Consider the following 22,356-nt stretch of genomic DNA (forward strand, 5'->3'; position numbering starts at 1 on the left):
AGAGCCGGATGCGGCTAGGCTTTGCGATAAACCTCCGAGCCCATCGCGCGGAACTCTGCCGATTTCTCCGCCATGCCTTCGTCGATGGCCTCGAATGCTTCCGTGCCGTGTTCGGCGGCGTAGTCGCGGACGTCCTGCGTGATCTTCATCGAACAGAATTTCGGTCCGCACATCGAACAGAAATGCGCCGACTTGTGCGCGTCTTTCGGCATCGTTTCGTCATGGAATTCGCGTGCCTTATCCGGATCGAGGCCCAGGTTGAACTGATCTTCCCAACGGAACTCGAAGCGGGCTTTGGACAGCGCGTTGTCCCGTACCTGTGCACCGGGGTGGCCTTTGGCCAGGTCCGCGGCATGGGCGGCGATTTTGTAAGCGATGATGCCGTCGCGAACATCCTGCTTGTTCGGCAGGCCAAGGTGTTCCTTCGGCGTGACGTAGCAGAGCATCGCCGTGCCGAACCAACCGATCATCGCCGCGCCGATCGCGCTGGTGATGTGGTCGTAGCCGGGAGCGATATCGGTCGTCAGCGGCCCGAGAGTGTAGAACGGCGCTTCGTGGCACTTCTCGAGCTGCCGGTCCATGTTCTCCTTGATGAGATGCATCGGGACATGCCCCGGCCCCTCGATCATCACCTGCACGTCGTGCTTCCATGCGATCTGCGTCAACTCGCCAAGCGTATCGAGTTCGCCGAACTGCGCGGCGTCGTTCGCGTCGGCAATGCAGCCGGGACGCAGGCCGTCGCCAAGACTGAAGGACACGTCGTATGCCTTCATGATCTCGCAGATGTCTTCGAAGTGCGTGTAGAGGAAGTTTTCGCGGTGATGCGCGAGGCACCACTTCGCCATGATCGAACCGCCGCGCGAAACGATGCCCGTGACGCGTTTTGCGGTCAGCGGCACGAAACGCAGGAGTACGCCGGCGTGGATCGTGAAGTAGTCGACGCCCTGTTCCGCCTGTTCGATAAGCGTGTCGCGGAAAATCTCCCAGGTGAGGTCTTCAGCCACGCCGTCGACTTTTTCCAGCGCCTGATAGATGGGCACTGTCCCGATCGGAACCGGCGAGTTGCGGATGATCCATTCGCGCGTTTCATGGATGTGCTTGCCGGTCGACAGATCCATGACGTTATCGGCACCCCAGCGGATCGACCACACCAGTTTTTCCACCTCCTCGGCGATACCCGAACTCACGGCGCTGTTGCCGATGTTCGCGTTGATCTTGGTAAGGAAGTTGCGGCCGATGATCATCGGCTCCGCTTCCGGGTGGTTGATGTTGGCGGGAATGATGGCGCGGCCGCGGGCGACTTCGTCGCGCACGAACTCGGGTGTAATCAGCTTCGGCAGCGCCGCACCGAAGGATTCGCCAGGGTGCTGGTTGCGCAGCGTACTGTCGCGCAACGCTTCGATGCGCTGGTTTTCACGGAGGGCGATGTATTCCATCTCCGGCGTGACGATGCCGCGCCGCGCATAGTGCATCTGCGTGACGTTGGCGCCAGCCTTCGCACGCAGGGGCGCGCGCAGACCGGTGAAACGGAAGGCCGCCAGCTTCGGATCGACGGCACGGGCGCGGCCGAATTCGGAGCTCAGGCCGTCAAGGCGCTCGACGTCGCCACGCTCGGCGATCCAGGCGGCACGCAGCGGGGGCAGGCCCACGGCCAGATCGACGGCGTAGTCCGGATCGGTATACGGACCGGACGTGTCGTAAACGGTGATCGGGGGATTTTCCTCGCCGCCGAACAGCGTCGGGGTCTGGGCCTGCACGATCTCGCGCAATGGCACACGTAGGTCCGGGCGGCTGCCCTGGACATGGATCTTGCGGGAGCCCGGCATCGGGCGGGTGACGGCTTCGGAGAGTTCCTGCGCGGCACGCGCGAGATCGGAAGGCATGGCATTCATCGGCTTGCGTCCTCTGGGGGGAGTAGACGAAGCGACGGCACCGCGCACGGCCTTACCGCTAGGGCGCGGGCCGTGGACGAAGCTCCCTACACCGGTGCTAACCGGATCAGGTTCGAAGGGACTCTCTCAGCCTTGGTAGGCACCCCCGCTTCAACGGCTATTCAAGCACGAAGCGGGGTGCGTAAGCGAGGGCCAAGGGAAACGCTTAAGCGCCGTCGCGAGGTGCGTATGCCCGCAGGAACATATCGACGGCGGCCATGGCGTTGGAGGTCACCTCATCGGCGAACTGAACCACGCAGTCCTCGCAACCGAACAGACGGCGCAGCACCAGATCGCCCTTCAAAAGGGAGAGGAACTGCGTGGTTGCGCGAGGAACGTCGGCGATCTCCAGTTGCCCGGCTTCGACGGCGCCCTGGATGAGCCGCTGCAATAGCGCATGCATGCGAGCCGGACCCTCTTCCCACAGCAGACGCCCGAAGCGCGGATTACCACCCTGCTGGCAGTCGGAAAGGATGGCGCGGAAGGTACCCACCGACTCGGAATTCGTCTCCATCGCGGAATGGCGGCGCGCGATGCTGGTGAGCGTGGCCCGGATGTCGGTGCCCGGCGGCGCGGAGAACAGATCGTCGGGCAGGCGATCCTGCACGTGCGAACGGATCACCTCGCGGAACAGGTTGTCCTTGTCGCCGAAGTGACTATAGACGGTGAGTTTCGAGACACTAGCTGCCGCGGCCACGGCATCCATGCTGGTACCGGCGAAGCCGCCCTGCGTGAAAAGCGCCTTGGCGGCTTCGAGAATGGCCGCGCGCTTCTCCATATCCTTTGGACGCCCCGGACCCTGGGTCTTCACTTTCGGGCTGGCGTTCATGGTCGCACCTTCACAAACAGGAAACATGGTTTTATTATACGCGTCGGTTTAGTTATTTCCATAACACCAGCCAAACAGCCTGGCGACCTATTTACTATGTCAAACACCACTTCGGAACTGACCTTGAGCCCGGCCTACCGCCAGTCGCAACGCGCGCTGTCGGCTTGGATCGAGCAGACCGGAGCGGGAGCCCGCCGCCATGCCTTCACAGCGCGGTCCAGCCTCAGCGGACTGGCCGCTTTCGAGCGCGGCCGCCTGGCAAGGTGGATAGCGTGGCTCTGTATCGCGGGCGAATCCCGCGGCGAGCCCTCGCTTATCGGTCGGTTGCGCCGCCTGGACGGTGCGCTGTACACAAGTGTTTACGAAGCGCTCGACCGGTTGCCTGGGGCAGTGACCGGCATAGCCGGACGGGTCCGGCTGAGTGCCTGATTACCTTATCATTGGTGGGGGCGTTCACGGGCCGCTTCCATAGGTCGGCGTTTCGTCCTACAACTCCGTTCAGGTGTCTGACGCACCAATCGGACCGCCCCATGAGTACGGGCATGACTTCCGTCAGGTTGCTCCGATGACTTCCGGCACTTCGTCGGGAGTGTTGCAGGCCGCAGCCTTATCTATAGGAACTCGTGCCCTAAGCGCTTATCCTTTCAGCCCTTTTTTCCGATTTCGCAAGGCACCGACATCATGGCGATGAATTTCGAGCAGGCACGGCAGAACATGGTGGAAAACCAGGTTCGTCCGTGGGAAGTACTGGATTTCCGCGTGCTCGACGCGCTGTCCCACGTGCGCCGCGAAGACTACGTGGCTGCCGGACATCGCAATATGGCGTTCGCGGACCTCACCCTTCCGCTGGGCCACGGCGAAGTGATGATGAAGCCGGTCGTCGAAGGCCGCGTACTCCAGGCCCTGGAACTGCAGCCGACCGACGACGTGCTGGAGATCGGCACGGGCTCGGGCTTCCTCACCGCCTGCATGGCGCACCTGTCGCAGCGCGTGACCACGATCGACATGCACGCGGACTTCGTCGAAACGGCACGCGAGCGCCTTGGCCGTGCCGGCTTCGCGAATGTTCGCTTCGACGTCGCCGAAGCCGTCAACGGTTACACGCCGAACGCCGTTTTCGATGCCATCGTCGTCACGGGCGCAGTGCACACCGTTCCTGAAAAATTTGTCCGCTGGCTGAAGGTCGGTGGCCGGATGTTTGTCGTACGTGGCGATTCTCCCGCGCAGACGGCGGTTCTCCTCACCCACGAGGGTGATGGCCGCTATCGCGAGGAGTCGCTCTTTGAAACGGACCTTCCCTATCTGGCGCATGCTGCGCCGGTGAAGCGCTTCGTGCTTTGACCCCACGATTTCCCTACACCATTCACGAGGCGACCCCATGCGTTTGAAGCTCCTTACCGTCGCGCTGGCACTGGCCGCGAGCCCGATGCTGGTTCACGCGGAAGATCTGCTGGACGCCTACCGTCAGGCCCGGGCAAACGATCCGGTGCTGTCGCAGGCCGATTCCACCCGTCTGTCCGTTGGCGAAAACGTCGTGCAGTCGCGCGCGTTGCTGCTTCCCCAGGTCACCGCCCAGCTGTCGCTGAACCAGACCCAGATAGCCGGGCCCACGCCGAGCACCGATGCCGCGGGCAACATCGTGACGCCGGACACCGGTAACTCGCGCAACCGCAGCCTCAACGCAACGGTGTCGCAGAGCGTCCTCGACTTCAGCAAATACGCCAACCTCAAGGCGGCTCATTCGACGGCGGATGCACAGACGGCGACGTACGAAGCAGCGGTACAGCAGCTGTCGACCCGTGTCGCCACGGCGTACTTCAACGTGCTGACCAATGACGATGCACTCACGTTCGCCAAGGCGAACGAGCAGGCGCTGGCCCGGCAGCTCGAGCAGGCCCAGCAGCGCTTCGACGTAGGCCTGTCCGCCATCACCGACGTGCAGGACGCGAAAGCGCAGCACGACTCGGCGGTCGCCTCCGTCATCACGGCCGAGAACACCCTTTCGGATGCCCGCGAAGCGCTGACGCAAATCACCGGCAAGCCAGCCGACAACCTGAAGAAGCTGCGCGAGCAGTTGCCGATGGACGCCCCGGCACCGAACGACGCGAAGGCATGGGTGGACCAGGCGGTCCAGCACAACCCGACGATCCTGGCATCCCAGTTCAGCGTCGAATCGGCCGAGCACAGCATCAGCGCCGCGCGCGCGGGTCATCTGCCGACCATCGATGCCACCGCCCAGTACGGCAAGTCGAGCACCTGGAACGAGAACGGCGGCCTGAGCTCCGTCGCGCGGGCCTCCAACGGACGCGGACAGACGACCGTCGGCCTGACCCTCTCGGTGCCGATCTTCTCCGGTGGCGCCACCCAGTCGCGCGTCCGTCAGTCGATCTACGACCGCGATTCGGCGCAGGACTCGCTGGAATCGACCCGCCGCCAGGTGGTTCGCAACACGCTGAACTATTTCCGCTCCGTGGTCGCCGGTATCAGCAAGGTCGAAGCCACGAAGGCCGCCGTCGAATCCGCCGAAAGCGCACGCGATGCCACGCAGGCTGGCTTTGAAGTCGGTACGCGAACCATCGTCGACGTGCTGATCGCGCAGCAGAACCTCACGCAGTCGCTGAGCAACTACTCGCAGGCCCGCCACCAGTTCATCCTCGACAAGCTGCTGCTGAAGCAGAACGCCGGTTCGGTGGATATCAAGGATCTGGAAGCGATCAACTCGCTGCTTCAATAGAGCCCGCAAGTCATAGCAAAAAAAACGGCGCGTAAGCGCCGTTTTTTTTGCTTGAGATCGACGGCATCCACCCACCGCGGTCCTGCCCTATTCGCATGGCGAAACGAGTACCCCGCCTACGCACGAAAGCCTGCTTCGACGATGCCGCCCCTCCGGCAAAGGAAAGAGACTGACGGCACCTTAAGGGCTCGTCCTTACGGTACCCCTTCACTTATCCCCTGGAGACATCATGAAGAAGATTTCGCTTATCGCCACCACGTGTCTGGCGCTCGCGTTCGCGGGAACTGCCAGCGCAGCCACCCATGGCCAGGATGGCGTATCGGGCGGCAACGGTGGGAACAGCAATTTCTCCGACAACAGCGACGGCTTCTCCGGTGGCAACGCCAACGCCATTACGAACGCATTTACCTATCGGCTGCAGGGCCGTGGCGATTCGACAACCGGAGCCTTCCTCGACATGCAACAGCGTGTCTCCGACGAGTGCGTGGCTGCCAACGGTACCGTTACCAACATAAGCATTGCGTACTTCGCGACTTTCGGCGGCGTTCGACCAGTGCGTGCAAACGGGACCGTGACGTGCGAAACCCGCACTCCCTGACTATCTTCCTCCGCACCCGGCTCCTTATTCGGCGCAGGCAACCGCAAACCGCAGCGGGGATCTTTCGATCCCCGCTGCGGCATAGGGTCAGGCTTATTCCTGCAGCAGGTTATCCACGAGTTTCATCACGCGCTCGACAGAACCACGCTCGCTGTCGAACACCTTACGCGCGGCCTCGCCCATGCTTTTTCGACGGACCTCGTCGCGCAACAAACGAAGCACGTCCTCACCGAGCGATTCGGGCGTAGCGACACGCTCGCCGCCACCGGCATCCAGTAGCGCCTGAGTGATTTCTTCGAAATTGAACGTATTCGGCCCGACCAGGACCGGCTTGCCCAGCGCAGCGGGTTCCAGCACGTTGTGTCCGCCGATGGGCACCAGACTGCCGCCGACGAAGGCGACATCCGACGCCGCGAAGAAACGAAGAAGCTCGCCCATGGCATCAATGACGAAACATTGGGTGTGCAACGACGGCACGCCGTCGCCACTACGGGTTCCTGTCTGGAAGCCCAGGCTGCGTATGGACGCCTCGACCGCGCGGAACCGCTCCGGATGTCGCGGAGCAATCAGCAGCAACGCATCGGGGATGCGCCGGAGCACTTCCAGATGCGCTTGCAACACCGCCAGTTCCTCGCCCTCGTGCGTACTGGCCGCGATCCAGACAGGCCGTCCCGCGCCCCAGGTCGCACGCATCGTCGTGCCATCGGCGAGGGCATCGCAGGGAACCGGCATGTCGAACTTCAGGTTGCCGCATACGGTGAGTTGGCTGGGTTCGGCACCCAGCAACCGGTAGCGGGCGGCATCGGTACGGGACTGGGCGGCGATATGGCTCACGCAGCGCAACGCCTTGCGCACCAGCGAACGCATGCGCGCGTAGCCGCGCAGGGATCGTTCGGACAAGCGCGCGTTGGCGATAAGCAGGGGGATGCCATGCCGGCGACAAGCGAAATAGAGATTCGGCCATATCTCGGTTTCGACGATAATGGCAAGTCGCGGACGCACGCTACGCAGGAAGCGCCGGACCGCGAAAGGCAGGTCGTACGGAAGGTAGACGCTGTAAACCGAATCGCCGAAAAGCTGACGCACACGTTCGGATCCGGTAGGCGTCACGGTCGTCACCAGCAGCGGCGCCTGCGGGTAGGCCACCATCAAGGCCTTTACCAGGGGCTCGGCCGCATTGACCTCGCCCACCGATACCGCATGCACCCACAGACAGCCATTCAACCGGGGCGCCGAGAACGTGCCGAAGCGCTCGCGCCAGCGCAGGTGATAGTCGCCGTAACGCATGCCACGCGCCATCAGCCGCAGCATGACCAGCGGCGTGAACAGGTACATGGCGAGGTTGTACAGAAGGCGCAAGAGGAGGTTCCGCGTCGGAAGCCATGGATTATAGCCCGCGGGGCGAACCGTACCCGCCCGAACGCGGCACGTTACAATGGCAGGTCATGCCCGGTACCCCACGCCCCACGTTCGATCGCCGCCTGCTCGCGCCCCGTCACTGGGCGGCGTGGATCGGTGTAGGTGTCATCTGGCTTATCGCCCACCTGCCCTTTCGTGCGCTGCTGGGACTCGGCCGTATGGCCGGTGGCCTCGCCCTGCACCTGAACTCCGGGCGCCGTCGCATCGCCGCTATCAACATCGGCCTGTGCTTTCCCGAACTCAGTCCCGGGGAACAGAAAGCCCTGGTCACGGCGAACCTGCGCGACGTGGGCATGATGCTCGTGGAGTTCGCACTGGGTTGGCTGGGGACGGATCGCGCCATCGCGAAGGTGCCCGTGACGATCGAAGGCCTGGAACACCTGGAAGCCGCACGCGCCGCTGGCCGCGGCGTGCTTCTGGTCGGCGGCCATTTCTCGCATCTGGAACTGTGTGCGCGACTGGTCTCCCAGCGCATCCGCATCGCGGGCATGTATCGCAGGATGGATTCGGACGTGTTCGAGTGGACGGTATTGCGTGCCCGCCTGGGTTACGCCGACGCCATGTTCGACAAGGACGACCTGCGCGGCACCGTGAAGTACCTGCGGGCCGGCGGCACGCTCTGGTACGCGCCCGACCAGGACATGCGCAGCAAGGACAACGTCTTCGTCCCGTTCTTCGGCGTGCCGGCCGCGACGATCACCGCCACGCATCACTTCGCGCGCCTGTCCGGCGCGGCCGTCATCCCTTTCTTCCATCGTCGCCTGCCCGGTACCGGCGGCTACGTGCTGCGGCTCGGTGCCCCGCTGGAAGATTTCCCGGGCACGGACGCCGCGATCGATACCGCCCGCGTCAATGCCGCCATCGAGCAGATGGTGCGGGAAGCCCCGGAACAATATCTGTGGGTGCATAAGCGCTTCAAAACGCGACCGCCCGGCGAGCCGTCCGTTTACTGAATCGGTGTCGAGACAGCTTTCTAAAGAAAGCTTCATGAAAACATCGGCGCGTAAAACGTTCGTATCCCCATTTGGTTGACGGATCTTCCAATGCTGTCGCTCTCCCGCTTCATCCGCTCGCTACGTGGCAGAAGCCAGTGGCACAGCACCCGCCTGCGCGGCGCGGAAGCTGCTGTCAAATATGCCGCCCGCTGCCTGCGCGCCTGGAAGCCCCATGGCCGCTGGCTGGCTTTCCTCGAAGAAACGCCCGGCATGGCCGGCGTCGCTGTCGCGGACCCGACGCTGGTCGAGCGCTACCAGCATCGATTCATCAGCCGCAGCCTACGCACCCGTCGCAGGCTGGCGATCCTGAGCGATCACTACGCCTTCGCCGTCCAGCACTTTCCGCGGGAACTGTTCGACGCCATCTATCTGCGCCGTACCGTGGACATCGGCGCCATCGCCCTGCGCGATGGCGGAGCGCTCCGGATCGTACTCAAAGCGCCAGCGCTGCGTGGACGCGAGGGCGAGCTATCTATTTACCTGTTCGACGAAAACGGCCTGCAGCTGTCCTTCGCCACCGTGACCATCGCGGACGACGGAAGCACACTGCTGATCGGATGCATTCAGGGCGCCGCAGCGGGTGCGGGGCGCGAGGTTATCCGCGATCTGACGAAGCAGTGCCACGGCCTGCGTCCGAAGAACCTGCTGCTGTCGCTGATCTATGCGCTCGCCGAAGGATTCGGCATCGAACGCATCCGCGCCGTGGGCAACACGGTGCATCCGTTCGCCGGCATCGCGAACAAGATCAAGGCCGACTACGACGGGTTCTGGTCCGAGAATGACGGGATTCTTTCGGACGACGGCCTGTTCGACCTGCCGCCTTTCGAGCCGGTACGTTCGGAACTCGATGTAGAAAGCAAACATCGCAGTGCGTTCCGCAAGCGAGAGGCCTTGCGTCGCCAGGCGTGCGCCGTGATGGCCATGGCTTTCGAGCATGCCGTCCGCGACGTGCCGATGGCCGCCTGATCAGCCGCGACGCCGGCGCTCGTACAACTTCGCGTACTTCAGGAACGCGTAGAACGCATGCACCCGGGCGGCGACGAAGCCCGCCCAGCCTGCGCGATAGTGACCGCGCAGCAGGTAGTAACGAATGAACGCGACGGTGGGATAAAACACCATGCGCAGCCTGAGGAAACGGGGCGTACGGGTGTGGCGGTCATCGACCTGAAGTGTGGAGTAGCGGTTGGCTTTCTCGACGCGGCCGGCAATATCGCGTTCGCCGTAATGGTCGATGGTGGCGTCCAGCTGCGCGACGGGCCCGTCGACCACCACGCTTTCGTGCACTTCGTGGCCACTCATGCGCGCGTGAGTGCGATCGAACAGGCGCACATAGTGATTCAGGCGCGTCCGTCCGGCCTGCCAGCGCCAGAAAACCCATTCGCGACGCCACAGCTCGAACCCGGCCACGGCAGGGTTGGCCAGTGCCTGCTGGATCGCCTCGACGGCAACCGCGGGAAGCGCTTCGTCCGAATCCAGCAACAGCACCCAGCGATGACTCGCCAGATCGATAGCCGCCTGCTTCTGCGCACTGTATCCCGCGAAGGGCTGCACCCGGACCCTGGCACCGTACGAGTCGGCGATGGCAAGCGTACGGTCGGTAGACCCCGAATCCAGTACCACGATCTCGTCCGCCCAACGTACCGACGCAAGACACGCGTCCAGCGTGTCCTCGTTATCGAACGTCGTCACGACAACGGACAGCAGCTCACGCATCCGCGGGCTCCGCATCCGGCACATCGGCATAGAGCGCCGCGCACCACACCGCCAGCAACCACCAGAACAGCAATCCCCACCACGCGGAATAGAACGCCATGTGCGTATTGAGCGGGAACAATATGGACGCCAGCGCGACGGTTGCCGGGAAAGCGCGCTCACGCCCGGCGTAGCCAACGCGTCGCCATGCGCGCCATGCCATGACCACAGCGGCCAGCCAGCACGCCAGACCGATAACGCCGGTTTCCGTCGCTACCTCGAGGATCACCTGATGGGCGTGACACGCGCCCTCGCCCTCGCTGCATTTTTCGGCCGTGACGAAATGATCGTTCGCCGTCGTATAGGACGGATAGGCATAGCGGAACGAGCGCACGCCGACACCGTTGATGGGGTGATCCGCAAACATGCGCAGGCTGGTTCGCCAGATATCGAGACGCCCGGTCAACGCGGCATCGAGAGACGCGGTCGAACCCTGCGCGACCACCAGTGTGCGTTCGATGCGCTCGTGGATGCGAGGCGACACCTGCCAGGCGAGCGCCCCGGCCAGAAACAGGGTCACGCAGCCGCCGGCACAGAACGCCAGGAAACGCAGTGGTGTGCGACTCTCGCGCCATAGGAACGCAACGCCGACCAGTCCGTAACAAAGCCATGCGGCGCGCGAACCTGCGAGCAACACCGGGCCCAGGGTCAGCAGGTAAGTAGCGACAAGACCGCGCCAGCCCCAGCGTTCGCGAGCGGCCCACAACAGGAATGGCGCGCACGCCGCCAGCGCGGGACCGAGCTTCAGGTTCTCGGCACCGAACAGCCCGGACAGGCGCTCGGCATTGGACAGACCGCGCAGCCCCCAGCCCGTCAACGCCTGCACCCACGCGTCCAGTACCCACAGCGCGACCACGGCGGCCGTGGCGACATACAGCGCCTGCACTTTGGACGGTCGCCGCATAGCGAAACATGTGTAGATACCTAGCGGCGCAAAGCGCAGCAGGCCCGCCACGGTGCTCCAGCTGCGGCCCGGCGCCACGGCATCGACCGCCGAGACAAGCGCGGCGACAACATATGCCCCGAACAGCCAGAGGAATAGCCGGGCACCGGCGTGGGTTTCCAACGCACGCGGCTCGCGCACCAGCAGCAGAACGGCACCCACCAGCGCAAGAAACACACCCAGCTCGGCGCTACGGCCGAAGGGCAGGAGCGCCGGCACCAGCCAGATCGGCAGAAGGGGCGAGCGGAGCGCAGCTTTCAGCGACATGGGATGACCGGTGCAGAGAAGGCCCGATTATAGACGGGCGCTTGCGAGGCGTCGGTAAGCGCGGATCGTAGGAGCCCGCTTACGGGCGAAATCCAACAGGGTGAGGAAAATGGAGGCTCACATCCGCGAGCCCGTTCTGTGGGCTGCGGATGTCACGCATGGCATCGCCGCTTCGTTGGCCTTCGCCCGCAAGCGGGCTCCTACACACGCAACACCGGGCCAGTTGTTCTACGAGCCAACCACCTCGCCATACAGCGTCAGCGTCGCCGTTTGCATATCCACCAGGCGATAGCTGCGCGGCGGCGGGATTGGCGGCGCGAAGCGCAGCAGTTCCGCCGCGCGCTCGACCAGTTTCTCGCGATCGCCCAACGGCACCCGGCCTGCCGGATAGAGCTCAGCCAGCAGCTCGCCGACGCCGCCGTGGGCATAGCCCATGACCGGCCGGCACAACGCCAGGGCTTCGACCACCGTCCGCCCGAAGGACTCCGGCCGGATCGACAGTTGCAGGATCAGGTCGGACATGGCGTAAACGTCGCGCACGTCCGAACGGGTCGGCGAGATGACGACCTTATCGTCAAGCCCGCGCTCGTGGATCAGTTCGCGAAGTTCCGCAACATAAGCCTCGCGCCCCGGCTCGTCGGCCCCGAGCAGGAGCAGACGCGCATCGATGGCACGGTGTTCGAGGTCGGCCAGGAGTTCGATGGCATCGCGATGCCCTTTCAGGCGCGTGCCACGGCCGGGCAGCGTCAACAGCGGCGCGCCGGCCAGTTGCGGATACTGTTCGAAAAAGGCCTGCTGCCAGCTGTCGTCGGGACGATAGCCATAGGGAAAGGCTTCGGTGTCGATGCCCCGCGGAACGACGGCGATGCGCGCCGTATCCAGTTTCGGGTAATGCCGCAGCACGTAGTCCCGCAGGGTCTGCGACACCACGATGACCCGCTCCCCACGCATCAATACGGCACTGTAATGCCCCGGACTGTTGAGCCCATGCACGGTGGTGACGAAGTGCGGACGCGGCTTCACCCCGCGCATCGCCCACCAGCCGATCCACGCCGGCAGACGCGAGCGCGCGTGGACGACATCGGGTTTCAGCTCGCGCAGAACCCGGCGCAGCTTGCCGACGGTAAACAGGGTGGAGAACGATTTCCGGCCGATCGGCAAGGCGATGTGCCGACTGCCTTCCGCCTCGAGCTGGGCGACCAGCCGTCCGCCAGCCGACACCACGACCGAGCGATGCCCCGCCTGGACGAGCGCCCTGGCGATTTCCAGCGTCGAGCGTTCCGCTCCCCCGGCATGCAGCGCGGGGATCAGCTGAACGACCGTCATCGCCTTCGGGCTTTGGGTAACTTCGGCGGCCAAGGTGGGGTATCCGGAATGGTCTGCCGAAACGGCAAGCAGGTTACGTGCCGACTTTCGTCGAATCAGTCACGCAGGATGTAGCGGGCACCGCAATAGGAACAAACCGACTCGCCGCCATCGTCTTCGATAGGCAGATACACCTTCGGGTGTGAATTCCACAGATGCATGCCAGGCATCGGGCAGGACAACGGCAGATCCGCGCGCGTCACTTCGTAACGATTTTCGGCGTTTGCCAGTTTCAGCGGCAGGGCCGCGTCGGTCGTAGTCATGAAAAGTGCTCCGAAGAAAGCGATTCGGTCAGGGCGCAGATGTTAGCAGGGCTGGAAGGGCGAAAGAGCGGGGATGGGGGATGGGAAGCGGGGGCGTAAATCCGGCGCTCGCCCGAGGGCCCGATATTGTCCGGCGGATGTAGCGCCTGCGGGGCGCTTGCCGTCCCCTCAAGCGATCGCCGGAAACGCGCGCCCACTTCCCATCCCCCATCCCCGCTCTTTACCCAGGCAAAAAAAACCCGCGCCGTCGCCGGCGCGGGCTGAAGCTGAGGCTACGGGAGCCCCTGAAACTTACTTACCGCCCATCTTCGCCTTATAGGCTGCCGACTCGAGACCCTCGGTCGTGATGCGGATCTTGATGTCGTCGGAAACGTTCGGCACATAAGCGCCGACGCCGAAGTCGGAACGCTTGATGGTGGCGGTGGCGTCGAAGCCGGCGGCCGGGGCCTTCAGCATCGGGTGTTCGCCGACCTTGTTCACCGTCACGGCGAGGACGACCGGCTTGGTGACGCCATGGACCGTCAGGTCGCCCGTGACGTTCAGCTTGTCCTTGCCGGCTGCCACGACCTTCGTGCTCTTGAAGGTGACGGTCGGGTACTTGTCGGCGTCGAAGAAGTCCGGCTTCTTCAGGTGCTCGTCGAGGGCCGGCACGTGGGTGTCGAGGCTGGCCAGCGGCAGGGTTACGTCGACGGACGACTTGGTCGGCGCCGCGGCGTCATAAACCAGCGTGCCCTGGACGCCGCCAAGGTTGGCGGTCGGGTTCGAGTAACCGAAGTGGTTCCAGCTGAACAGGACCATCGTGTGGCCCGGGTCGAGCGTGTAGGTAACCGGAGCGGCCTGAGCCGAACCGGCGGCGATCAGACCGGCGAGAGCGAGGTAACGGATTGCGCGCATGGTTTTCTCCAGCTGCGGGTGGGTACTGCCAGGGATGGGCGGATGCCGGGAGGCGCCCGCCTGGAATCAGGCGATGGTAACGGCTTCGTCGAAATCCAGACGCGGAAGGCGTCCGAAAAGATTCGTGCTGGCGTCGCCGTAGCCGATATTAACGAGGAAGTTGGACTTGATCTGGGTGCCTGCGAAGAACGCCTTGTCCACGGTTTCATTGTCGAAACCGGACATCGGACCGCAGTCCAGACCGAGCGCACGGGCCGCTACGATCAGGTAAGCGCCCTGCAGCGAACCGTTGCGGAAACCGGTGGACTGGATCGACGCGTCGTTGCCGACGAACCAGCTCCGTGCGTCCGTGTGCGGGAACAGCTTCGGCAGCTTTTCGTAAAACTCGAAGTCCGTGGCGACAATCGCCGTGACCGGAGCCACCATCGTCTTAGCCCTGTTGCTGTCCGAAAGCGCCGGCTTGAGCTTCGCCTTGGCTTCTTGCGACTTCACGAACACCACGCGCATCGGCGACGAGTTGGCGGAGGTCGGACCGAATTTCACCAGATCGTACAGACGATGCAGTTGTTCGTCGGTCACTTCCCTCGGCAGCCACGCGTTGTAGGTGCGGGCGGCCAGGAACAACTGGTCGAGGGCGGCGTCGTTCAGCGGAGCACTCATGGGTATCCTTTGGGTCTGGTCTGTCGTTGCCGATCCGGTCGGCATCCGGACAGTGTAAGCGCGACAATGCCCTCGTGAACCATGGCTCCAGGGAACGTAGTGTGCGAAATACGATAACAATCGCCCTGCGAAAGGGTTCCGGAAGGTGACGATTCCAGGCGAATGCTGGGTCGTCACCGACGGCGCGGCGGGCAACCGGCGCCAGGCGCTGGCGCTGGCCGAAGCGCTGAACATGCCTGTGCGCGAACTTATCGTCGCCTTACGCGCCCCCTGGTCATGGTTCGCCCCGCGCATGCTCCCCGGCGTGGACGTTGCCTGCCGGCGCGACGGTTCGCGCTTCTCCCCTCCCTGGCCACCGGTCGTCATCGGCTGCGGGCGGGCTTCGGCCCTGCTCACCCGGCGCCTGCGCGTCCGTTCGGAGGGACGGACGTTCGCCGTACAGATTCTCGATCCGCATATTTCGCCCGGGCACTGGGACATGGTGGTCGCCCCCCGCCACGACGGGCTCGAAGGACCGAATGTACTCACGCCGATCGGATCGCTCAATCCGGTCGACGATGTCTGGCTCGACGACGGACGCGAAGCGTTCGCCTATCTGACCGACCTCAAGGGCCCGCGTCTGGCCGTGCTCCTCGGAGGCCCCCGTCGCGGCATGCCATTCGACGGACGCACTATCGCCGGATTCGTCGATGCCGTCACCAGACGACACATTCTCGACGGCGGCAGCGTCATGGCCGTCGCGTCGCGGCGCACGCCACCCGACGCCATCGCCGCACTGCGCGAAGCGCTCGACGGATTGCCGGGCTTCATCTGGGCTAACGAAGGCGACGGTCCGAATCCCTATCCGGGCGTGCTCGGCTGGGCCGACCGGTTTCTGGTGACGCCCGATTCGGTGAACATGCTGTCGGAAGCCTGCGCGACGGGGCGGCCGGTACATACGATGGCCAGTGGGACGTTGCCTTCGAGGATCGCGCGGTTCCACGACGAACTACGTGCAAGCGGACGACTGCACGACGTGGGCGCGGCCACGTCGGCGAGCCAGCCGACGCTGAGAGAGACCGAAGCTATCGCCGCCACGGTGCGAGCGAACCTTCGGACCCGGCATGAGGCGACCTCACGTTAGACACAACGGCTACAGGCACCTGGCCACGTACCCGCAGCACGATCAGCCACGGCCGATACGGCCAGTTCGCATCCCTGCGTAATTTCGACGTGCGCGGCCTTCCGGCCGCGCGCGAATGCGCAATACCGCGCTTCGTCCACGTCGAGAGAAACATCATGCCCATTGTCTCCTCATGTCTCAGAGCTTCCGTTGCAGCGATACTGGCAACCGCGGCGTTACCCGCACTGGCTACACCGTCGATGCCGCAGACAGCGCATCGCACCTACGCCGCACACATCGATGCATCCGGTGCCGTCGAAAGCGGCGCCGACTGGATCGAAGGAGTGGACACCGCCTTCGCCGACTTCCGGCCGTCCACCTACACGCTCCGGATCGCACCGGACGTATTTTCCCGGGCGCCTGTCTGCAGCCTTTCGAAAATCGATCTCGACGACGTGGAGAGGGCCAACGGGAATGTCGTCGAGTTCACCGCCGCGACCATGGCCGATCGGTTGCTCGTAAGAATCGCGTCGACGACGCTGCTTCCCGACTATCCCGCCGATCGGCAGAACCGCCAGGACTTCGACCTCATCTGCGTCGAACCCGCCCGTTGACGTCTTCTGGCCAGGCCACTCCTACAGCCACGCCGCTCTCCTGCACAAGGACCCCACATGAAACGTTCCATGCTCTTCCTTGCCACCCTTCTTGCCGCACTTTCCGCGAACGCGCAGAGCAGCGGCCCCACGCTGACGCCCTCCGGCATGTTGTTCAAGGCACATATCATGGCGGATGGCACCTTGACAGCCGGTAGCGGCTGGATCGACGCCGTCACCATCGAACGCCATCCTCTTCGCGGATCCACGTACCACCTTCGCGTTCACGACGGAAATTTCCAGACCGCACCCGTCTGCACAGTCAGCGGTATCGTCAACGATAACGATAGCGCCCTGAAAAATACGGCACAACTTCGGACAACCGATAGCACGCGTGTCAGCGTGAATGTCAAAAGCGGATACCGCTCTCCGTACTATCCAGACGACAAATTCGACGTACAGGATTTTTACCTGATGTGCGGCGAAGCCTGACTGAACACGGGAGTCGTCGCGAACGGCTCCCGTTGCCGCTCAGGCATGCACATACCGCGCAGCATCCCCCACCCACCGATCGATCAATCGCTCACACCGCGCGGGATGATTTTTCATCATCGCTTCCGCCACCCGCTGCACTTCGGGCATCAGATGCGCGTCGCGGGTCAGGTCGGCGATACGGAACTGCAACTGCCCCGTCTGCCGCGTGCCGAGCACTTCGCCCGGACCGCGCAGTTCGAGGTCTTTCTCGGCGATGCGAAACCCATCGTTCGTCTCGCGCATCACCTGCAATCGTTCCTTCGCCAATCTCGACAATGGCCCCTGATAGAGCAGCACGCAGTTAGACGCGATGGCACCGCGCCCGACGCGGCCACGCAGTTGATGCAGCTGCGCCAGCCCCAGGCGCTCGCTGTTTTCGATCACCATCAGGCTGGCATTAGGTACATCGACGCCCACCTCGATCACCGTGGTGGCCACCAGTACCGCCAGTTCGCCCGCCTTGAAGGCGTCCATGACGGCCTGCTTTTCCTTCGGCTTAAGACGCCCATGGATCAGTCCCACCGCCAGGTCCGGGAGCGCCGCCGTGAGTTCGGCATGCGCGACTTCCGCCGCCTGCGCGTTCAACTGCTCGGACTCCTCGATCAGAGTACAGACCCAGTAAACCTGCCGCCCTTCGGCACACGCGGCATGGATCCGTTCGATCACTTCGCCGCGACGGCTGTTCGACAGGGCGATGGTATGCACGGGCGTGCGCCCCGGAGGCAGTTCGTCGATCGACGAAACATCGAGATCGGCGTAAGCGCTCATGGCCAGCGTGCGCGGGATAGGCGTAGCGGTGAGCACGAGTTGATGCGGCACGAGATCGGCTTCCGCACCTTTGTCGCGCAAGGCCAGCCGCTGGTGCACCCCGAAACGATGCTGCTCGTCGACGATGACAAGTCCAAGCTTCGAAAACGCGACGCCTTCCTGCATCAACGCATGCGTACCGACAACGACGTGCGCGCCGCCGTTGGCGCGTTCCAGCGCGGCTTTGCGCGCCCTGCCCTGCACCTTGCCGGCCAGCCAGACGACCTCGAGACCCAGCGGCTCCAACCACGCGCGGAAGTTGCGCAGATGCTGTTCGGCCAGCAGTTCGGTCGGTGCCATCAGGGCGACCTGATAACCGCTTTCGACGGCGGCCAGCGCCGCCAGCGCCGCGACGACGGTCTTGCCGCTGCCCACATCGCCCTGCACGAGGCGAAGCATCGGATGCGCGCGGGAAAGGTCGCGTGCGACTTCTTTCGCGACTCGATGCTGCGCGCCGGTGAGCGCGAACGGCAAGGCATCCAGAAGACGATCGCGCAACGTTCCGGCACTCTTGAGCGCGGGTGCGCGACGCCGCTTCACAGCAGCACGCATACGCCGCAACGTGAGGTGCTGGGTCAGCAGCTCTTCGAATGCCAGCCGTTGCTGTGCCGGATGACGGCCGGTGCCGAGCTGGCCCAGATGGGTATCCGGGGGCGGCCGGTGCACGTATAGCAGCGCTTCGCGCAACGAGACCAGGTTGAGCGAACGACCGATATCCTCGGGAATAAGCTCCAGACGATCATCCGGAGGCAGGCGGCTCAACGCCTTGCCGATCACGCCCGCCAGACGCTTCGGGCCCAGCCCTTCGGTCGTCGGATAGATAGGGGTCAGCAGTTCGTCGACGATGACCGCTTCGTCCGCCTCGATGCGCTGATACTGCGGATGGACGATCTCCAGTCCCTGTGCGCCATAGCGCACTTCGCCGAAACACAGGATGCGCGCACCGACGGCGAACTGGTCGATCTGCGCTTTGCGGAAATGAAAAAACCGCAGCAGCAGCGAACGCCCGGATTCGTCGCTTATAAGGACCTTCAGCTGCGGGCGATAACGAAATCCGCGCTCGACTGCTTCCACCGTCCCTTCGACCTGCGCCCGATCGCCCGGGCGTAAATCGGCGATGGGCAACACGTGGGTTTTGTCCTCGTAGCGCAGCGGCAGGTGGAACCAGAGGTCCTGTACCTCGCGCAGGCCAAGTCGCCCGAGCGTTTCCGCCAGCGCCGGTCCGACACCGCCCAGCGACGTGAGCGGCGCGTGTCCGGGATCGCCGGACAGGGATGGAGACGGCGGCACGCGCGCGATCAATCGATCAGGGCAGGACGAGGATCGCGTCCACTTCGACCTGCGCGCCCTTGGGAAGGCCGGAGACTTCGATGGTGGAGCGCGCCGGGTACGGCTGCTGGAAATAGTCGGCCATGACGGCGTTGACCGCGGCGAAATTGCCCAGGTCGGTGACGTAGATGCCGACGCGCACAATGTCGGAAAGCGAGCCGCCAGCAGCCTGCGCCACGGCGGTCAGGTTGTCGAACACGCGACGGGTCTGCGCGGCGATATCGCCCGTGACGAGTTCGCCGGTCGCCGGATCGAGGGGAATCTGACCGGAGAAATACACGGTCTGCCCCGCGCGTACCGCCTGCGAGTAAGGGCCGATGGCGGAAGGAGCTTTGTCGGTGGCGATAATGCTGCGGGTCATGAGGGGCTCTCGAAGCGGGCGTGATGCCCGAGTTTAATGGAGAGAAGCCGCTCGCGCTTTCATCGTGTAGGAGCCGCGCTTGCGGGCGAAAGCCAACAGGGCGAGGACGCTGGATGCTCACATCCGCGAGCCCGATCTACGGGCTGCGGATGTCACGCACATCTTCACCGCCCTGTCGGCTCTCGCCCGCAAGCGGGCTCCTACAGGAAGCGGTTCCCGGCAAACGAACCGACGGGTTGTTTACAACGGATGCCGATACACGCCACTGACGACGCCCGTGCGGCGAACCCGACGCATCACATCGGCCAGATGCTTGCGGTTCTTGACCTCGATCGCGAACAACAACGTCGCCGCCGTGCTGTCGCGCTCGATGTATTCGACATTTTCGATGTTCGATTCGGCGGCCGCGATCGCCGCCGCGACCGTCGCGAGCACACCGGGACGATTGAGCACCTCGATACGCAGTTCGGCGCGGTAATCGCCGGTAACGTCGCGGCCCCACTCGATGGCGACGCAGCGTTCTGGCGACTTGCGGAACTCGACCACGTTCGGACATTCGACGCGATGGACGACGATACCCTTGCCGGACGAGAGATAACCGATGATCTCGTCGCCGGGCAACGGATGGCAGCAGTTGCCGAAACTCAGCACGCCGCGTTCCGCACCGCTGATGCGAATCTTTTCCGCCACGTGCGTGGACGTATCCACTTCCTCGCGCGGCCCGAGCATGGCGACCAGTTGCGCGGCGACCTGATCGGGCATGCGATTGCCGAGAGCAATTTCCGACAGCAGTTCCTCGAGCCGTTTCAGCTTGGCTTCCTCGAGGAAACGATCCAGTGTTTTCGCAGGCACGGCATCGAGGTTCATGCCGCGCGCATCGAGCGCGCGATCGAGCATGCGATGACCGAAGTCGACCGCGTCCTCGTGCTGCAGGTGTTTCAGGTACTGGCGAATCGCCGTACGGGCTTTGCCCGTGACCACCGCTTCCAGCCACGCCGGATTCGGCACAGCGGACGGCGCGGTAATGATTTCGACCTGCTGACCCGAGGTAAGACGCGTGCGCAGCGGCACCAGCTTCTTGTCGACACGCGCGGCGACGGCGTGATCGCCGACGTCGGTATGCACGGCATAGGCGAAGTCGAGCGCGGTGGCGTTGCGCGGCAACGAGAAGATTTCGCCGCGCGGCGTGAACAGATAAACCTCGTCTGGGAAGAGGTCGATCTTTACGTTTTCGAGGAACTCGGACGCCGACGGCGTATTGGCCTGGCTATCGGCCAGGGCGGAAAGCCATTCGCGGGCACGCGCCTGCGCGCTGTTCGCGGGACCCGAATCGCTCTTGTACGCCCAGTGCGCCGCCACGCCGCGCTCGGCGACCGACTCCATCTCCGACGTGCGGATCTGGATTTCGATCGGCGCACCGAAGGGGCCCAGCAATACCGTGTGCAGCGACTGGTAGCCGTTGGCCTTGGGAATGGCGATGAAGTCCTTGAAGCGACTGTCCACCGGCTTGTACAGACCATGCACGGCACCGAGCGCCTGGTAGCAGTGCATGGCCGAATCGGTAATCACGCGGAACCCGTAGACGTCCATGAGCTGCGCGAACGTCTTGTGCTCGTTGCGCATCTTCGAATAGATGCTCCACGCCGATTTGATCCGGCTGACCGCGCGACCGGGAATCTTTTCCGCGGCAAGACGCGCTTCCAGCGCCATCTCGATCTTCGCCATCGCCTCGCGACGATTGCCCAGCGCGGCGCGGATGCGTTCGCCGATCACGCGATGGCGGTCGGGATACAGCGCACGGAAGCCCAGGTCCTGCAGCTCGGCCTTGAACTTGTTCATGCCGAGGCGTTGCGCGATGGGGGCGTAGATTTCCAGCGTCTCGCGCGCAATTCGGCGGCGCGATTCGGCGTCCTTCGCTCCCAGCGTGCGCATATTGTGCAGACGGTCGGACAGCTTGATCAGGATGACGCGAAGATCGCGCGCCATGGCCAGCAGCATTTTGCGGAAACTCTCCGCATCGGCTTCCTGCCGGCTGCTGAAGCGCATCTTGTCCAGCTTGGTGACGCCGTCGACCAGTTCCGCCACCGCCACGCCGAACTCGCTTTCCAGCTCCGCGCGGCCGAGCTTGGTGTCTTCCAGCGTGTCGTGGAGGATGGCCGCGATGATCGTTTCGGCATCGAGGCCGAGCTCGGCCAGGATATGCGCGACGGCAACGGGATGCGTGATGTACGGCTCACCCGACTTACGCGTCTGCCCCGCGTGCGCTTCGGCGCCAACGATATACGCGCGGCGGATGCGCATGACCTGCGCGTGCGGCAGATAACCGCCAACGCGCTCTTCCAGTGCCTGCACATAGGGCGGCACGGGTATGTCGTCGACGGGAACGATGGCGGGGATAACTTCCACGGGAGGCCTCGCGTCGCCCGTCAGGCGACGGCCTCCCCGGATGCGCGCGGCGAAACGCGCCGCGCGTCGAGATGTCGTGCGGTATTAGATGAAGTCCTGGGTCGACAGCGACCCGGCGCCATCAGTCATCTCCGCCCTTCGAGAGGTCGTCGTCAACTTCGGTCGCGGCCCACTCGAGGGCTTCGCGCTCGGCGCGCTCGCGAGCGGCCTTGTCGATTTCCTCAATCATTTCGTTGGTGACGCGACCCTCGGCGATCTCGCGCAGCGACAGGACGGTGGGCTTGTCGTTGTTCGGATCGATGGTCGGCTCCGCGCCCCTCGACAGCTGGCGGGCGCGCTTCGTCGCCATGAGCACGAGCTCGAAGCGGTTGTCGACTACCTCGAGGCAGTCTTCGACAGTAATACGGGCCATTTCAAATCCTTGACAATAAAGACACTTCTGGCCGTGCAGTTTAGCGGTCCGGGCCGTTGGCTGGCAATTGGCCTAGGCGTATGATGCCCGGTTATCGCTCGCCAGGACGGCCTCAGTGCAAATTAAAGAACCACGCGGTACAATAAAGTGGTCCCCCTCCCC

The 22,356-nt window shown here is 64.0% G+C and carries 22 protein-coding genes and 1 riboswitch; of the genes, 9 read left to right on the top strand and 13 right to left on the bottom strand.

The window, feature by feature from the left end; genetic code table 11:
• Positions 1–14 precede the first annotated feature (14 nt).
• On the bottom strand, positions 15–1,892 hold the full coding sequence (gene thiC / locus AC3IR3_RS17920) for a phosphomethylpyrimidine synthase ThiC (protein WP_489194137.1): 1,878 nt from the start codon (positions 1,890–1,892) through the stop codon (positions 15–17).
• Positions 1,893–1,958: 66 nt separating this feature from the next.
• Positions 1,959–2,049: riboswitch (TPP riboswitch) on the bottom strand.
• A 48-nt stretch (positions 2,050–2,097) separates the two neighbouring features.
• A complete protein-coding gene (locus AC3IR3_RS17925; RefSeq protein WP_489194138.1) occupies positions 2,098–2,760 on the bottom strand; it encodes a TetR/AcrR family transcriptional regulator in 663 nt (220 codons plus the stop codon).
• 96 nt (positions 2,761–2,856) lie between these two features.
• Here AC3IR3_RS17925 and AC3IR3_RS17930 point away from each other — a divergent pair, with 96 nt between their 5' ends.
• The 4 genes from AC3IR3_RS17930 (at position 2,857) to AC3IR3_RS17945 (ending at position 6,092) form a co-directional block, all read left to right on the top strand.
• Positions 2,857–3,189, top strand: a complete 333-nt coding sequence (locus AC3IR3_RS17930) for a hypothetical protein (protein WP_132146478.1) — start codon at positions 2,857–2,859, stop codon at positions 3,187–3,189.
• Positions 3,190–3,441: 252 nt separating this feature from the next.
• Entirely contained in the window at positions 3,442–4,101 is a 660-nt protein-coding gene (locus AC3IR3_RS17935) for a protein-L-isoaspartate O-methyltransferase family protein (RefSeq protein ID WP_489194140.1), read from the top strand.
• Positions 4,102–4,138: 37 nt separating this feature from the next.
• Positions 4,139–5,494, top strand: a complete 1,356-nt coding sequence (locus AC3IR3_RS17940) for a TolC family outer membrane protein (protein WP_489194142.1) — start codon at positions 4,139–4,141, stop codon at positions 5,492–5,494.
• A gap of 229 nt (positions 5,495–5,723) precedes the next feature.
• A complete protein-coding gene (locus tag AC3IR3_RS17945; protein ID WP_489194144.1) occupies positions 5,724–6,092 on the top strand; it encodes a hypothetical protein in 369 nt (122 codons plus the stop codon).
• A 93-nt stretch (positions 6,093–6,185) separates the two neighbouring features.
• On the opposite strand, the gene waaA is transcribed toward AC3IR3_RS17945, so the two are convergent.
• Positions 6,186–7,451, bottom strand: coding sequence for a lipid IV(A) 3-deoxy-D-manno-octulosonic acid transferase (gene waaA / locus AC3IR3_RS17950; RefSeq protein ID WP_489194146.1), 1,266 nt, complete (start codon positions 7,449–7,451; stop codon positions 6,186–6,188).
• Between the two features lie 86 nt (positions 7,452–7,537).
• Between waaA and lpxL the strand changes: the two genes are divergently transcribed.
• Together lpxL and AC3IR3_RS17960 are read left to right on the top strand one after the other, a co-directional pair.
• A complete protein-coding gene (gene lpxL / locus AC3IR3_RS17955) occupies positions 7,538–8,464 on the top strand; it encodes an LpxL/LpxP family Kdo(2)-lipid IV(A) lauroyl/palmitoleoyl acyltransferase (protein ID WP_489194148.1) in 927 nt (308 codons plus the stop codon).
• Positions 8,465–8,554: 90 nt separating this feature from the next.
• Entirely contained in the window at positions 8,555–9,472 is a 918-nt protein-coding gene (locus AC3IR3_RS17960) for a VirK/YbjX family protein (RefSeq protein WP_489194149.1), read from the top strand.
• Here the strand turns inward: AC3IR3_RS17960 and AC3IR3_RS17965 are convergent, their stop codons facing one another.
• From AC3IR3_RS17965 to AC3IR3_RS17990, 6 genes are all read right to left on the bottom strand, one after another.
• A complete protein-coding gene (locus tag AC3IR3_RS17965; protein ID WP_489194151.1) occupies positions 9,473–10,219 on the bottom strand; it encodes a glycosyltransferase family 2 protein in 747 nt (248 codons plus the stop codon). It lies immediately after the preceding gene.
• Positions 10,212–11,468: an O-antigen ligase family protein gene (locus AC3IR3_RS17970; RefSeq protein WP_489194153.1), complete on the bottom strand. Its 1,257-nt coding sequence runs from the start codon at positions 11,466–11,468 to the stop codon at positions 10,212–10,214. The genes AC3IR3_RS17965 and AC3IR3_RS17970 overlap by 8 nt, the downstream gene beginning before the upstream one ends.
• A gap of 228 nt (positions 11,469–11,696) precedes the next feature.
• Positions 11,697–12,794: a glycosyltransferase gene (locus tag AC3IR3_RS17975; RefSeq protein WP_489196962.1), complete on the bottom strand. Its 1,098-nt coding sequence runs from the start codon at positions 12,792–12,794 to the stop codon at positions 11,697–11,699.
• Positions 12,795–12,889: 95 nt separating this feature from the next.
• A complete protein-coding gene (locus tag AC3IR3_RS17980) occupies positions 12,890–13,096 on the bottom strand; it encodes a zinc-finger domain-containing protein (protein ID WP_132146451.1) in 207 nt (68 codons plus the stop codon).
• A gap of 291 nt (positions 13,097–13,387) precedes the next feature.
• Complete coding sequence (locus AC3IR3_RS17985) at positions 13,388–13,990, bottom strand: YceI family protein (protein WP_489194155.1); 603 nt, start codon at positions 13,988–13,990, stop codon at positions 13,388–13,390.
• A 66-nt stretch (positions 13,991–14,056) separates the two neighbouring features.
• On the bottom strand, positions 14,057–14,650 hold the full coding sequence (locus AC3IR3_RS17990) for a malonic semialdehyde reductase (RefSeq protein WP_489194157.1): 594 nt from the start codon (positions 14,648–14,650) through the stop codon (positions 14,057–14,059).
• A 145-nt stretch (positions 14,651–14,795) separates the two neighbouring features.
• Between AC3IR3_RS17990 and AC3IR3_RS17995 the strand changes: the two genes are divergently transcribed.
• The 3 genes from AC3IR3_RS17995 to AC3IR3_RS18005 all read left to right on the top strand — a co-directional run bounded on the left by AC3IR3_RS17995 (position 14,796) and on the right by AC3IR3_RS18005 (position 16,837).
• Positions 14,796–15,773: a mitochondrial fission ELM1 family protein gene (locus tag AC3IR3_RS17995; protein WP_489194159.1), complete on the top strand. Its 978-nt coding sequence runs from the start codon at positions 14,796–14,798 to the stop codon at positions 15,771–15,773.
• Positions 15,774–15,928: 155 nt separating this feature from the next.
• Positions 15,929–16,366 (top strand): hypothetical protein, encoded by a 438-nt coding sequence (locus AC3IR3_RS18000; protein WP_489194161.1) that lies wholly within the window; start codon positions 15,929–15,931, stop codon positions 16,364–16,366.
• A 57-nt stretch (positions 16,367–16,423) separates the two neighbouring features.
• Positions 16,424–16,837: a hypothetical protein gene (locus AC3IR3_RS18005; RefSeq protein WP_489194163.1), complete on the top strand. Its 414-nt coding sequence runs from the start codon at positions 16,424–16,426 to the stop codon at positions 16,835–16,837.
• 39 nt (positions 16,838–16,876) lie between these two features.
• Here the strand turns inward: AC3IR3_RS18005 and recG are convergent, their stop codons facing one another.
• The 4 genes from recG to rpoZ form a co-directional block, all read right to left on the bottom strand.
• A complete protein-coding gene (gene recG, locus AC3IR3_RS18010) occupies positions 16,877–18,985 on the bottom strand; it encodes an ATP-dependent DNA helicase RecG (RefSeq protein WP_489196963.1) in 2,109 nt (702 codons plus the stop codon).
• Between the two features lie 7 nt (positions 18,986–18,992).
• The gene (locus AC3IR3_RS18015) at positions 18,993–19,376 is read right to left on the bottom strand and encodes a RidA family protein (RefSeq protein WP_489194164.1); all 384 of its coding nucleotides are present in this window, start codon (positions 19,374–19,376) and stop codon (positions 18,993–18,995) included.
• A 240-nt stretch (positions 19,377–19,616) separates the two neighbouring features.
• Positions 19,617–21,782 (bottom strand): RelA/SpoT family protein, encoded by a 2,166-nt coding sequence (locus AC3IR3_RS18020; RefSeq protein WP_489194166.1) that lies wholly within the window; start codon positions 21,780–21,782, stop codon positions 19,617–19,619.
• Between the two features lie 121 nt (positions 21,783–21,903).
• Positions 21,904–22,194, bottom strand: coding sequence for a DNA-directed RNA polymerase subunit omega (gene rpoZ / locus AC3IR3_RS18025; protein WP_132146430.1), 291 nt, complete (start codon positions 22,192–22,194; stop codon positions 21,904–21,906).
• Positions 22,195–22,356: the final 162 nt, after the last annotated feature.

The sequence above is a fragment of the Luteibacter sp. GL_149 genome (assembly GCF_057834065.1).